The following is a 13803-nucleotide window of genomic DNA, read 5'->3' as shown; positions in this document are numbered from 1 at the left end:
ATTATTTCCTGTCCGGCTAGCCTGGCTAGCTGCCGCGTCCCAGTTTAAAACCGGGTTTATGGTATTCCACGTGTCCGAGATCCATCATTTTCCATCGGCCTCCCCAGGTCAGGCCGACCTGTTCGGCGACCTGTCCGTATAACTGGTAGCCGCGCATCGCCCACGGATCTTTCTCGGAAATGACCAGCTTGCCGTCGCGCAGGAATGCGTTGTCGGCCGCCAGCCCGTATTGGTGATAGCTCTGGAACGCCGCCGCATTGGTCACGTTGCCGCCCATTTGCGCCAGCCGGTTTTGCCGTTCCGGGCTCCGGTAACCTTCCAGCAACGCCATTTCGTAGCCGTATTGCTCGTGCATGATCTTGTAGACCAGCAGCAAGCGCGTGCGGAAATCCGGATCCAGCAGATTCCAGTCGCGGCTCGCGTCCTTCAGCGCCGGCCGCACCTGCTCGACTTCCTTGGTGGCAAAGACTTCAGGCGGCAACGGCGGCGGCGGCACGAGTTGCTCGCCCTGCAGCAGGGCGGCGATCTTCTCGTCGGGCACGCGCGCAGTGTCGTCGTATTGAAATAGTTGCCGGCCGCGTAACGCAATGGCGACCAATGGCGGCGTCGCAAGAATACCCGTCGACACCATAATCAGCAAGCGCCGCCGAATCAGTAAATTTTGCACATCGTTTAAAGCACCCCGGGTAGCGGTTGCCGATTTAACAATCTGACTGCGGGTGCGTACCGCGCGATCGTTCGCACGGCGTGTCAGACGGCCATGAAAGTGGGCGACGGATTCAAAAACGGTCGCCCGGACACCCGGTAAAAGCAACAGTGCCGCAACCGCGACGGCGAGGGCGAAATAGGCGACGAGTGCGACGGCAATCAACGAAATCCCCGGAAATTGGAATTGATTGTGTTTTGCAATGCTTGCTCTTAGAATCAGGCCTGCTCCGAGAGGCCGGGCTATATTATCGCGGCGAATTAAACCAGGATTCAATGAGACGCTGAATGAGTGCGCCGGACAATTCAAAATCCAAAACACCGCCCAGCCTGCTGTCCGATGAGAAACAGGCAGGCGGGCCCCAGCATTCGCGTATTCTCGCGAACCTGGAAGGCCGTGTCACGCCGCAGCAGGTCGAGCCGGCACCCCGCTCGCCGAAGGCGCCGATCGTAGCCGCCGGTGCGGCAGTGGTTGCACTGGTGGTCGCGCTGGGCGGCTGGGGTGCATGGCGCTGGCAGCAGCAGTCGGGCGAAAGCACGGCGAGCGTCGCCGCAGCGACAGCGCAGGCGGCGGCGAAGGCCGCGCCCGTGAGCGCAAGCGCGGTGCAGGTCGCTCAGAACAATGCGGCGAGCGCGCCGCAGCCGGCCACGATCGTCAACGACGATTCGGCAGCGAAATCCGTTGCGTCCGCATCGTCCGCGCCTGCGGCCGACGACAGCCGCCTGTCGCGCGCGCTCGCGAACGGCGCAGAAGACGCGTCGGGCGCGGCGCCGGCCGCTGCCGCAGCCAAGGTGGCGAAGGCCGATACCGTGAAGAACGCGAAGCCTGCCGCGCGCAGCAATGCCGACACCAAGGCGGAAACCAAGGCCGAAGCGCGCAAGCATCGCAAGGAACAGCAGACCGAGGTCGCGCAGGCGAAGAAACATCATGACGCGACGGTGCGCACGGCCAGCGTGAAATCGTCGAAGGACGATCCGGATGCGGATCTGCTCGCGGCGCTCGTCGCGCGCACGAAGCCGGCCGACAAGAAGACTGCGTCCGGCGTGCAGGCCGTGCCGACCAAGACGTCGGCGACGGCGGGCGCGACGCTCGCCGCGCGCGTGAAGGACTGCGGCACACGCGGCTTCTTCGAGGACCAGCTGTGCCGGTGGCGCGTGTGCGAGGGCCACTGGGGCAAGGATCCCGCGTGCCCGACGGCCGAGGCGTCGCAGAGCCGCCAGTAAGCTGTCGTCCTGTCTTCTGTCAGCGCCGCCCATCGGGCGGCGCGTTGTTTTCCGGCGCCGGGAAACCGCCACGTGACAGCGTCGCGAAAGCGTTACTGTCATCGGGCATACGTCATCCTTTCTTTTGCAGCGTCTGACCGCGAGCCGTGTCGTGCTGGGCGCGATGCGCCGCACGCTGCGGTCAGAAGCGGTAGGTCGCGCCGACCTTGACGATCGGATAGAAACGAAGCCGATCGGCTTTGTCCCGCAGGTTGGCATCTTCCGCGTCGACGTTCGACTGCCCCGCCGCGGCGGCGATGTCGGGCGGGACGTCGAAATCGACGTGCGGCTTGCCGAAGATGACACCCGCATCGATGAACGCCGACAGCCCGCGATGGCTCGGGTTGTGGCCGAAGCCAAGCCCGAAGTACGGGCGCACGGCCGGAAACTTCGCCTTCGCGTGGATGGTCTCGCCGCCGGTCGGAACCGTTACGCCGTTGATCCGGTAGGTGCCGGACATGCTCGTCGCGGTTGCGTCGATGTTGTCGCCGCCGATGACGAGGCCCGCCGTGAGATGGAGCGGCACCACGGACGGCGCCGGGAACAGGTCGGCGTAGAGCCCGCCATGATAGAGGTCCAGGTGGGCGTCATAGTGCAGGTCGCCCGCGTTGAACGAATGCGGAAGCGCGAATCCGTCGAATTCCGCGCGCAGGTTCGCGTAGCGCGCGACGGCATGGCCGTATCCGAGTCCGATCCCCTCCGTCGCCACGCTGCCGTAGATTTCATCGGCGGGTGCTGACTGCGCCGCCACACTCATTAGTACGACAAAACAATACGCCAACTTCCTTTTCATCTGACGATTCCGTTCGGGGCGAGTATCCCGCGAGGCGCGCGGCCGGCGCGTGCGGTCAACGGGCGCCTCGATCCCGGCGCCCGCCCGTGGGATATCGGCAGCCGTGCCGAAACGTTGAGGCTGCGTCACGGAGTCGTCACACGGCAGGAACGAGCCGCCAGGAGGCGGCCCGTTCGCATGCCGGAACGGCCGCCGCGCAACGTGTCATGCGTTGATGCGGCGGCCCTTGCCGGCCTGCGTCAGCGCGTGAGCACCTGGCGCGGCTTGAACGCGCCCTGGTAGCGCAGCGACGGACGTTCCTTCAGCGTCGTGATGCCGTCGAAGGTCGGCGTCTGGCGCAGCATCGTCGCGGCAGGCGAAGCGACCGAGCCGATCGACGTCGAGCGCGATGCCGGCGCGAGGTTGTTCGCGACGAGCAGCGCGGCCTCGCTCTGCAGGTTCGCGAGCAGCACCGGGTCGCTCGAGCGGTTGACCTGCGTGAGCAGCCCGCTCCATGCCGCATCGCTGTAGTTCACGACGTAGTAGTCGAGACCGCTCGGGTCCGCGACCACCGCCGAGCAGCCATCGATCCGCACCTGCGTCTGCGTGTCCTTCAGCGCGACCGTCGTGCGATTCGCGAGCCCCTGCCCGTACGCGAGCGTAATCGGCACCGTCCACTGCGTGCCCGGATACGCGTTCTTGTTCGGGAACGGCTGCTGCTTCAGCGTGATCACGTTCTGGTTCTTCGTCAGGTCGCACTGCGCGTCGAGCGAGATCAGCGGTACGCCGGTCTGCCGCACGTAGCTGTCGCCGATCGCGCCGACCGACTGGCCGCTCGCCTTCGACAGTGCGTCCCACAGGCGCTTCGGCGTGCCGTTGCCGAACGAGTAGTCGGTCAGGTACTGCTGCAGGCCCTTGCGGAGCGTCTGCTCGCCAAGGTAGTTCTCGAGCGTCTTCAGCACGTGGCCGCCCTTGTCGTACGTGAACGCGCTCGCGCTCAGCACGAAGTCGTTCGACGCCCAGCCGTTGAAGTTCGGCGCGACCGGGAACGCGTTCGGGCCGATGTCGCGGCTGATCACGCGATACTTGTTCTTCACCTGGTCGAGCCAGCTGAACTGGTCGGGGAAGAACTGGATCGTCGTCTTCGTCTCGAAGAACGTCGCGAACGATTCGTTGAGCCACACGTTGTCCCACCAGTCGGCGGTCACGAGATCGCCGAACCACTGGTGCGCGACTTCATGCGTGAGCACCTCGTTGCCGTAGCGCGACATCGGCTGGCCCGGCTGCGGCAGGATGTCGTCGGCGAACTCGAGAATCGAGCCCCAGTTTTCCATCCCGCCGAAGTTCAGGTCCTTCTGCTCCTTGAACGCATCGTTCGCGGCGACCGTATCGAACTTCGTCAGCGGCAGCGCAATGCCCGTGTAGCGGTAGTAGAAGTCGAGCGCCTGCTTGGTGCGGTCCATTGCCGGCTTCGCCCAGTCGCGCATGCCCGGCGGCGTGAACACACGCAGGTGCAGCCCGCCCTTGCCGCCCGGCAGCGGGCTCGTGAAGTCGTCCTCGTACGTATCGAACTGGCCGCCGCCGAAGAACAGCAGGTACGACGACATCGGCGGAGTCTTCTCGAACGACACGAGCTTGTAGCCGCCGCCGACGTTCGTCGACGGCTTCTCGGCCGCGTTCGACACGACGCGCCAGTTCTGCGGCACTTCGGCCGTCACTTCATAGGTTGGGCGGAACGCCGGCTCGTCCCAGCCCGGGAACCACTGGCGCGACAGGTTGGTTTCGCCCTGCGTGAGGATTGCGCCGCTGGTCCTGCCGTCGGTGCTCTTCAAGTCGACGCGGAAGATCCCCTCGGCCGCCGAGCAGCCCGGATACGGATCGTCGCCGCAGCTGCCGCCCGTCCTCTTGACCGGATCGTCGTACGACTTGAAGTTGATGATGCCCGTCCACTCCATGTGCAGCGAGTAGGTGCCCGGCGCGATCGTGCCGCTCACGGGGCGCAGCTGGTAGAAGTCACCCTTGTCCTGCGGCGTCGCGATCAGCTGCACGTTGCCGGGCTGCAGCGTGAGGCGGCCGTTCGTGAACTTGATCCGGTGGCCGGCGATCACGATCGACGTGACCGGCTTGAGCACCTTGATCTCGACGTCGGCGCGGCCGTCGAACGCGTTCAGCGCGTCGTTCGGACGGAACCACAGCCGGTAGTTGACAGGCACGACGGTGTCGGGCAGCTCGACGGGCGGCACGCTCTTGTCGACGGTGGAAGCGGTCGGCGGGGTCGTTGCGGCGGGCGACGACGCGGAGCCCGGCGCGCCGGCCGCGCTGAGCGCCGAAGCGGAGCCGGCGCCGCCGTCATCGCCGCCGCACGCGGCGAGCGCGAGCGTGGAGACGAGCGGCAGATAACGCATCTTGCGAATGTTCATCCACATACTGAAACCTCGATTGTTTGAAGAGTCGTTCAGTGCTGCGAAAATCTCCGGCAAAAGCATTCCCCTCGCCGTTAATCAACAGCGATGCGAAATGCCAATGACGGATTATTCGAAAAGACGGCCGGCTGACTACGTGAAGGTACTCATGGTTTGCTGCCCCCTTTGTATTCTCGATTGTCGGTTAACTTGCCGGTTCAAATTGACCGTGCGCGGATCGGTGTGAATGGATTTCGCGCGCACGACACACGGCGGCGCGCCCGGGCGGGCGCGCAACCCCATCGAACCGACGACCTGTCGAGCAGGCCAGGCCTCGCGGCAGGGCGGCCGGATCGCGTGCAGCTATCCGTAAAATCGCCGTCATGCAGTTTGAAGCTTTGTCGGCCTGTTCGAAGGATGGGTCAATATACTTGATGGTTTTAAGTAAAGGAAACGAAAAATTTGGAAAATGCGTCTATTGAAATTGTCGCGTTCCATTGAATCGTCGTGGTTGTCGATTCGCGTTTCTGTTTAGTTTCCGGTTTCGTAGTTTTAATGTATTAACGATCTGCCGGCCGGGCGTGGACTACGAAATGCGGCGTGGCCGCGCGTGCCCGGTACAATGCCGCAACGACCGATTGCCGATCCGCTTGCCAACCCGCGTTTTCCAACCCTTCGCCGCGAGGAGGCCGTCCATGCCACGAGCCCTGTTCCGGGTCGCGCCGCTGCGCGCGATGCTGCTGCTGATTGCCGCCGTGCTCGCGCTTGGCGGGTGCGCGGGCCTCATGCGCGAGCAGGTGCGCGTGACCGTCGCGGGGCTCGAGCCGCTCGTCGGGCAGGGGCTCGAGATGCGCTTCAACCTGAAGCTGCGCGTGCAGAACCCGAACGACACGCCGATCGAGTACGACGGCATCGCGGTGACGCTCGAGGTGAACGGCCAGCCGTTCGCGAGCGGCGTCAGCGATCGCACGGGCGTCGTGCCGCGCTTCGGCGAGGCGGTGCTCGAGGTGCCGGTGTCCGTATCCGCGTTCGCGGCGGCGCGGCAGGTATGGAACCTCGCCGGCGCCGCGTCGGCGGGCGAGCTGCCGTATGCGCTGCGCGGCCGGCTTGCCGGCGGCACGTTCGGCGCCGCCCACTTCACCGATGCGGGCACGCTGCGCCTGCCGGCGATGCCGGGCGCGGGCCAGTGAGCGCGCCGCGCTTTGCCGTGCGCGGCAAAGCAGGGTATAAGGTGTCGTTTGCGCGGCACGCTCCGGCCGCGCCCTGAAGCCAACCGTTACCCCACCGAGTTCGCGTGACCGATTTCCCCGTTTTCCACTGGACCGACGCCGCCGGCGCCGATCATGCCGTGCGCTGGCGTTCCGAAGCCGGCGTGGCGCCGCCGAAGCGCGCGGTGCCGGCCGACGACCGCATCAACGCCGACGCCGCGTATCGCCTCGCGTGCGAGGGCACCGCGCTCGTCTGGCAGGGCGACTTCCAGAATGCGCGCCAGCTCGTGCAGGCGATGGCGCGCCGCGTCGACCGCAAGCCGAAGAGGGCGTTGGCCGCGGCCGGCGTCGACGCGTTCAACCTGCATCGTCTCGCGCAATCGCAGCGCGCACGCACGCTCGGGATGCTGCTGATCCCGCTCGACGCCGACTACACGATTCCGCTTCGCCGTGCGCCGGACGTGCGCGCCGCGTGCGAGGAAGCGTACGGCGCCGGCGGCGCGCCGTCGGTCGTGTCGCTGCGCGAGCTGCTCGGGCTCGTCGGCGCGCACGAGTGGCGCAAGAAGGGCGTGCCGATCCCGGCGCTTGGCGGTGCGGCGATTCATCCGTACTACGGCGTGTTTTCGCCGGTGCGCGGCGAGTATGTCGAGCTCGTCGCGCGCGCGAAGCTGCCGGCCGACACGCTCGCGTTCGACGTCGGCACCGGCACCGGCGTGCTGGCCGCGGTGCTCGCGTCGCGCGGCGTCAAGCGCGTCATCGCGACCGACCAGGATCCGCGCGCGCTCGCGTGCGCGCGCGACAACGTCGAACGGCTCGGCTACGCGGCGCAGGTCGATGTTGTCGACGCCGACCTGTTTCCGGCCGGCCGCGCGCCGCTCGTCGTCTGCAACCCGCCGTGGGTGCCGGCACGGCCGAGCGCGCCGATCGAGTACGCGGTCTACGATCCGGACAGCCGCATGCTGCGCGGCTTCCTTGCGGGGCTCGCCGCGCATCTGGAGCCGGGCGGCGAAGGCTGGCTGATCCTGTCCGATTTTGCCGAGCATCTGGGCCTGCGGCCGCGCGACACGCTGCTGAAGTGGATCGACGAAGCGGGCCTCGTCGTGCTCGGCCGCGACGACATCCGTCCGGCCCATCCGAAGGCGGCCGACGCCGACGATCCGCTGCACGCCGCGCGCCGCGCCGAGGTGACATCGCTGTGGCGGCTCGGTGCGCGGAGCTGAGCGCGTGTTTTCGCTGCCGTTTTCGGTAAACTGACGCCATTCCTCACGATTTCCCGTCGCCGGGCCGCGCGTATCGACCGCGGCCCGGCGCCGTTTCACGATGTCGAACAAAACCCACGAAATCCGTCCGGAGCAGTCCGTCGAGCTGCTGAAGGAACTGCACATCCTGACCCGCGACGGCAAGCTGAACCAGGACAGCCGCCGCAAGCTGAAGCAGGTCTACCACCTGTTCCAGTTCATCGAGCCGCTGCTCGCGAGCGTGCAGGCCGACAACGGCTGCGTGACGCTCGTCGATCACGGCGCCGGCAAGTCGTATCTCGGCTTCATCCTGTACGACCTGTTCTTCAAGCAGCAGCCGGGCCACGGCACGCCGACGTTCGCGTCGCACATCTACGGGATCGAGACGCGCGAGGAGCTCGTCACGCGTTCGACCGATCTCGCCGCGCGGCTCGGGTTCGGCGGGATGTCGTTCCTGAACCTGTCGGTCGCCGATTCGATCACGTCGCCGGCGCTGCCCGATACGATCGACGTCGTCACCGCGCTGCACGCGTGCGATACGGCGACCGACGATGCGATCCGCTTCGCGCTCGCGAAAAAGGCGCGGCACATCGTGCTCGTGCCGTGCTGCCAGGCGGAAATCGCGGGCGTGCTGCGCAAGAACAAGGGCAAGTCGCTCGCGAACGCGCTGACCGAGGTATGGCGGCATCCGCTGCACACGCGCGAATTCGGCAGCCAGATCACCAACGTGCTGCGCTGCCTGCAGCTTGAAGCGCACGGCTACCAGGTCAGCGTGACCGAGCTGGTCGGCTGGGAGCACTCGATGAAGAACGAGCTGATCATCGCGCAATACAAGAACCTGCCGCGCCGGCGGCCGAGCGAGCGGCTGAACGAGATTCTCGACATGTTCGGCCTCGCGGAACTGCGCGAGCGCTTCTTCGTGCCGCAGGGCGAGCAGCCCGCCGGCGAGGAAACGGCGCCGGCTGCCGACTGATTCTCACGCTGCCCGCGCGCTGCGCGGGCACGGCTTGCGGCGCGCTGATGCGGCGCAGCGGCGTCGCGGTCATCGGCGATGTCGCGCGCGGGCCGAGCCGGCGCATGCGGCCGGCGCGATCGACGCTCAGACGTCGTCGCCGGGGCGGCTCATCCAGTCGCGCCAGCCATCGTGGCCGAGGCGGCGCAGCGTCTCCTGGTTCTTCTCGTAGATCGCGGACGCGTCCGGAAACGCGTCGACCGCGCGCGCGATGCTGTCCTCGCGCAGCAGGTGCAGCATCGGGTACGGCGCGCGGTTCGTGTAGTTCTCGATGTCGTCCGGCGCGCTGCCGTCGAACTGGTAGTGCGGATGGAAACTCGCGATCTGCAGCACGCCGCCGAGCTTCAGCTGGGTCACGAGCCGGTCCGCGAAGAACAGCGCGTCGTTGTAATCGAGGAAATCCGCGAACGCATGCGGATAGATCACGAGCGTCGTGTCGATCTGCTGCGGGTCGGCGGCTTCGAGCCGGCGGAGTTCGGTTTCGAGATCGGCGAGCGCGTCGTCGAGCGTCGTCGCTTCGCTGATCGCGTAGCGCACCTGGTCCTTCACATACACGCCTTTCGCGAACGGGCACAGATTGAGCCCGATCACCGCGCGCGCGAGCCAGTGCCGGGTGGCGGCCAGAATGTCGTCGTGCGAGGCGGGGCGGGTGTCGGTCATGGCGATGTGCTGTGGGCGGGGAGCCGCATTGTAGCGGGGACGGCGCACTGTCCCGGGGACGGTGCGCCGCACATCATGCGCACGCCGCTTCGATCAACTGCGTGACCAGCGCGGGCGCGGTGCCGATCGGCGTTTCGCCGTGTCGGTACGTCTGGCTCGCCGCGTAGATCCCTTCGATCACGAGCGCGAGCGAATCGGCGAGCAGCTTCGGCTGCCGCGCGCCGGCGCTTTCGCACAGCTCGACGAGCCGCGCCATCAGCCGTTCCTTGTTCTGCGCGACGCGCTCGCGCGCCGGATGCGACGCGTCCGGAAACTCCGCCGCGACGTTCACGAACGGGCAGCCGCGGTAATCCTTGTGCGACGCGCGCTCGGCGAGGTCGACGAAATACTGGATCAGCTGCGCCTTCGGCTGGCCGGGATGCTTCGCGACGCTCGTGTCGAAGCGCTCGAAGAAGCACGCGTCCATCCGGTCGAGGTAAGCGAGGATCAGGTCGTCCTTCGACGAGAACTGGCGATACAGGCTCATCTTGTTGACGCCCGCGAGCTCCACGACGGCTTCGACGCCGACCGCACGCACCCCTTCCTTGTAGAACAGCTCTTCGGCGGCGCGCAGCAGATGCTCGTGCGCGGTGGCCCCTGCGATCGGCCGGCGCGTGCGCCGCGATTCCGGTTTGGCGGCCTCGATGCCCGACATGATGCCCCTCGACTACGTAATGAATTGCTTGACATGTTACCGACTGGTCACTACGATCGCAACACAGTTGTGACCGATCGGTAACAATGCGATCGGAACCAGGATACGGAAAGCCATGCGTGTGCCCGGGCCGGCGCACGCAGTGTGCGGCGGAGGCGGCCCTCGACAGAGAACGCAGACATGAACTGGGCAGCAAGACGAATTGGCGGGCGGTTCCATTACGGATGGCTCGCGGCGGCGGTGGTATTCCTGATCCTGCTGGCGGCGGCCGGCACGCGCGCGACGCCGAGCGTGCTGATGGTGCCGCTCGAGCGGGAGCTCGGCTGGAGCCGCGCGGCGATCTCGCTCGCGATTTCGGTGAACATCGCGCTGTACGGGCTGACCGGCCCGTTTGCAGCCGCGGCGATGCAGCGCTTCGGGCTGCGGCCGACGATCCTGACCGCGCTCGTGACGATGAGCGCGGGCGTCGCGCTGTCGTCGATGATGACCCAGAGCTGGCAGATGGTGCTGATCTGGGGCCTGATGGTTGGCTGCTCGACGGGCGTCGTCGCGCTGACGCTGTCGGCGACCTTCGTCACGCGCTGGTTCCACGCGCGGCGCGGGCTCGTGATGGGCATCCTGACCGCAAGCACCGCGACCGGCCAGCTCGTGTTCCTGCCGATGCTCGCGGCGATCGCGCAGCACCACGGCTGGCGGCCGGTCGTGCTGGTCGTCGCGGTGGCGGCGGCGATCGTGATTCCGCTCGTCGCGTTCCTGCTGCCGGAGCGGCCGGCCGACGTCGCGCTGCGGCCTTACGGCGAGCCGGCCGATGCGCCGGGCGCACCCGACGCGACGAAGGAAAACCCGCTTGCAGTCGCGTTCCGCACGCTGCTGACCGCGAGCCGCTCGCGCGACTTCTGGCTGCTGTTCTTCAGCTTCTTCATCTGCGGCGCGAGCACCAACGGCTACGTCGGCACGCACCTGATCGCGATGTGCAGCGATTACGGGATGACCGAAGTGCAGGGCGCGTCGCTGCTTGCCGCGATGGGCGTGTTCGACCTGTTCGGCACGACGCTGTCGGGCTGGCTGTCCGACCGCTACGACAATCGCGTGCTGCTGTTCTGGTACTACGGGCTGCGCGGGCTGTCGCTGATCTACCTGCCGCATGCGTTCGGCATCGACTTCTTCGGGCTGCCGCTGTTCGCGATGTTCTACGGGCTCGACTGGATCGCGACCGTGCCGCCGACCGTGCGGCTGGCGACCGACGTGTTCGGCAAGGCGGCCGCGCCGGTCGTGTTCGGCTGGATCGTCGCCGGCCACCAGCTCGGCGCGGCGTTCGCGGCGCTCGGCGCGGGCATGCTGCGCGCAAGCCTCGGCACCTACACGATCGCGTCGATGATCTCCGGCGGGCTGTGCATCGTCGGCGCGCTGATCGTGCTGCGCATCAACCGGGGCGCGTCGCGTACGGCTGCGCAGGCGGTCTGACGCGTTCGGGCGCGGAATGCCCGGGCCCGCCGCGGCGCGCGGCCCGGTTATCGCAGGCGCGGCGATTGGCATTGATCGGGACAGCCGGGCACGCACGCGCGCAAGCGGTTATGCTTGCGGTTCGCCCGGCGTTCGCGCCCCTTCATCGATGTCAGCGAGGAACCGCATGTCCGTCAAACCTGCTCCCACCACTGTTTCGATTCACGAACTGATCGCGGGCCGCTGGAGCCCGCGCGCCTATTCGAACGCGCCGGTCAGCGCCGGCGATCTGCATGCGGTGCTGGAGGCGGCGCGCTGGGCGCCGTCCGCGTACAACGCGCAGCCGTGGCGCTTCATCGTGTTCGACCGCACGCAGGACGAAGCGGCGTTCAAGCGGGCGTTCGCGACGCTGGTGCCGTTCAACCAGGGCTGGAACGCGCCGGCCCAGGTCCTGATCGCAGTGACGGCGCACACGCTCACGTCGAAGGGCGAACCGGCGCCGACCGCGCTGTACGACGCGGGCGCCGCGGCGATGGCGCTGGTGCTGCAGGCGCATGCGCTCGGGCTCGCCGCGCACCAGATGAGCGGCTTCGACGCGAACGCATTCCGCAACGCGTTCGCGATCCCCGCGGATGTCGCGATTCCGGCGATGATCGCACTCGGCCATTACGGTGACGCCGACAAGCTCGATCCGGTGCTGCGCGACCGCGAGAAGGCGCCGCGTACGCGTCATTCGCTGGGCGAGATCGTGTATGCGGGGGCATGGAAGAAGAGTTTCGCGTCGGCAGCCTGATGGCAGCGGCCGGGTTGCACCGGCCCGGCCGGACGAAGCGGCCCCGGGCGGGGTCCGCTGGCTGGCGGGTCCGGCCGCCCGTATCGCGATCGAAACCTGTTTTGCAGCGACGGGGAAGCTGGCCGGCCGACGTCGGGATGCCGTGGTAACCTCCGCCTGATGCCTGCCGACTGACAGGCACCCGCGGGCGACGCAAGCCGGTATCGCCGCTCTCGCTTCTCCGGCGCGGATCGCCGGCCGCCGGTTGTGATCCCGCGGGCTTCATGTTAAAAAGCCCGTCCTTTCCGTTTTCGCGCCGGCCATGCGGCGGCCCCTTCCCATGACTTACTGCGCGATCGACTTCGGCACGTCCAATTCCGCTGTGGCGCTGCCCGACAACGGCGGCGACGGCATGCGGCTTGCGCCCGTCGAGGGCGATCACCTGACGCTGCCGACCGCCATCTTCTTCAACAACGACGAGGAAACGGTCGAATACGGCCGCACGGCGCTCGCGTCGTACATCGACGGCTACGACGGCCGCCTGATGCGCTCGATGAAGAGCATCCTCGGTTCGCCGCTCGCGGAAACCACGACCGATCTCGGCGACGGCTCCGCGATCGCGTACACGGACATCATCGCGCGCTTCCTCACGCACCTGAAGCGCAAGGCGGAAGCCTGCGCGGGCGCGCCGATCGGCCGCGCGGTGCTCGGCCGCCCGGTGTTCTTCGTCGACGACGATCCGCGCGCCGACCAGCTCGCGCAGAACCAGCTCGAAGCCGCCGCGCATGCGGTCGGCTTCGCCGACGTGCAGTTCCAGTACGAACCGATCGCCGCCGCGTTCGACTACGAGTCGCGCCAGCGCGCGGAGCGGCTCGTGCTCGTCGCCGACATTGGCGGCGGCACGTCCGACTTCTCGCTGGTGCGGGTCGGCCCCGACCGCATGACGCGCCTCGAGCGCAAGGACGACGTGCTGGCGCACCACGGCGTGCACGTCGCCGGCACGGATTACGACCGGCGCGTCGAGCTGTCGGCGATCCTGCCCGCGTTCGGCTACCGTTCGCTCGACCCCGAAGGGCGCGAGCTGCCGAACCGGACCTATTTCGATCTCGCGACCTGGCACCTGATCAACACGGTCTACACGCCGAAGCGGCTCGGCGAGCTGAAGCTGATGAAGCACCTGTATCGTGATGTCCGTCAGTTCGAGCGGCTCGTACGGGTGGTCGAGCTGCGGCTCGGCCATGCACTGATGGCGCGCGCGGAAGAGGCGAAGATCGGCGTCGCGGCGGGCGGGGAGACGATGATCGACCTGAACGACGTCGAGGAAGACCTGCAGATCGCGTTCGACGCGGACCGCCTGGTCGACGCGAGCCGCGACGATACCGCGCGCATCGTCGATGCTGCGCGCGAGACGGTGCGTCTTGCCGGTATTGCGCCGCGTGACGTCGGCGCGCTGTATTTCACGGGCGGCTCGACCGGGCTCGCGTTCCTGTCGGGCGCGCTCGCGGCGGCGTTCGCGGATGCGCAGCCGGTGTTCGGCGATCGCCTCGCGAGCGTTGCGACCGGTCTCGGCATTCACGCACAGCGGCTGTTCGGCTGATCGAATCCCGGAAAAACAAAAAGCCCCGCCGAAGCGG

At 67.3% G+C, this 13803-nt stretch carries 12 protein-coding genes; 7 read left to right on the top strand and 5 right to left on the bottom strand.

The genetic code is table 11. The annotated features are described in order from the left end of the window. Positions 1-25 precede the first annotated feature (25 nt). Complete coding sequence (locus ACV229_RS38375) at positions 26-871, bottom strand: M15 family metallopeptidase (protein ID WP_448088262.1); 846 nt, start codon at positions 869-871, stop codon at positions 26-28. Positions 872-993: 122 nt separating this feature from the next. Between ACV229_RS38375 and ACV229_RS38370 the strand changes: the two genes are divergently transcribed. Beyond that, positions 994-1929, top strand: coding sequence for a phage tail protein (locus tag ACV229_RS38370; protein WP_448088261.1), 936 nt, complete (start codon positions 994-996; stop codon positions 1927-1929). 181 nt (positions 1930-2110) lie between these two features. On the opposite strand, the gene ACV229_RS38365 is transcribed toward ACV229_RS38370, so the two are convergent. Both ACV229_RS38365 and ACV229_RS38360 read right to left on the bottom strand, forming a co-directional pair. Beyond that, on the bottom strand, positions 2111-2761 hold the full coding sequence (locus tag ACV229_RS38365; protein WP_448088260.1) for a hypothetical protein: 651 nt from the start codon (positions 2759-2761) through the stop codon (positions 2111-2113). Positions 2762-3000: 239 nt separating this feature from the next. Next, positions 3001-5166, bottom strand: a complete 2166-nt coding sequence (locus ACV229_RS38360) for a M1 family metallopeptidase (RefSeq protein ID WP_448088259.1) — start codon at positions 5164-5166, stop codon at positions 3001-3003. Between the two features lie 671 nt (positions 5167-5837). Here ACV229_RS38360 and ACV229_RS38355 point away from each other — a divergent pair. The 3 genes from ACV229_RS38355 to ACV229_RS38345 all read left to right on the top strand — a co-directional run bounded on the left by ACV229_RS38355 (position 5838) and on the right by ACV229_RS38345 (position 8561). Continuing rightward, positions 5838-6332, top strand: coding sequence for an LEA type 2 family protein (locus ACV229_RS38355; protein WP_448088258.1), 495 nt, complete (start codon positions 5838-5840; stop codon positions 6330-6332). A gap of 104 nt (positions 6333-6436) precedes the next feature. Continuing rightward, the gene (locus tag ACV229_RS38350; RefSeq protein WP_448088257.1) at positions 6437-7570 is read left to right on the top strand and encodes a methyltransferase; all 1134 of its coding nucleotides are present in this window, start codon (positions 6437-6439) and stop codon (positions 7568-7570) included. A 100-nt stretch (positions 7571-7670) separates the two neighbouring features. Then, on the top strand, positions 7671-8561 hold the full coding sequence (locus ACV229_RS38345; RefSeq protein ID WP_448088256.1) for a class I SAM-dependent methyltransferase: 891 nt from the start codon (positions 7671-7673) through the stop codon (positions 8559-8561). A 126-nt stretch (positions 8562-8687) separates the two neighbouring features. On the opposite strand, the gene ACV229_RS38340 is transcribed toward ACV229_RS38345, so the two are convergent. Both ACV229_RS38340 and ACV229_RS38335 read right to left on the bottom strand, forming a co-directional pair. Further along, positions 8688-9260: a DUF1415 domain-containing protein gene (locus ACV229_RS38340; RefSeq protein WP_448088255.1), complete on the bottom strand. Its 573-nt coding sequence runs from the start codon at positions 9258-9260 to the stop codon at positions 8688-8690. Positions 9261-9333: 73 nt separating this feature from the next. Beyond that, a complete protein-coding gene (locus ACV229_RS38335) occupies positions 9334-9954 on the bottom strand; it encodes a TetR/AcrR family transcriptional regulator (protein ID WP_448088254.1) in 621 nt (206 codons plus the stop codon). A 180-nt stretch (positions 9955-10134) separates the two neighbouring features. Between ACV229_RS38335 and ACV229_RS38330 the strand changes: the two genes are divergently transcribed. The 3 genes from ACV229_RS38330 to ACV229_RS38320 all read left to right on the top strand — a co-directional run bounded on the left by ACV229_RS38330 (position 10135) and on the right by ACV229_RS38320 (position 13766). Beyond that, positions 10135-11418 (top strand): MFS transporter, encoded by a 1284-nt coding sequence (locus ACV229_RS38330; protein WP_448088253.1) that lies wholly within the window; start codon positions 10135-10137, stop codon positions 11416-11418. Between the two features lie 166 nt (positions 11419-11584). Beyond that, a complete protein-coding gene (locus ACV229_RS38325; RefSeq protein WP_448088252.1) occupies positions 11585-12190 on the top strand; it encodes a nitroreductase family protein in 606 nt (201 codons plus the stop codon). A gap of 319 nt (positions 12191-12509) precedes the next feature. Then, positions 12510-13766 (top strand): Hsp70 family protein, encoded by a 1257-nt coding sequence (locus tag ACV229_RS38320; RefSeq protein ID WP_448088251.1) that lies wholly within the window; start codon positions 12510-12512, stop codon positions 13764-13766. The last annotated feature ends 37 nt before the right edge of the window (positions 13767-13803 follow it).

Source organism: Burkholderia sp. MR1-5-21, assembly GCF_053427715.1.
This window is presented reverse-complemented; position numbering and strand designations above follow the sequence as displayed.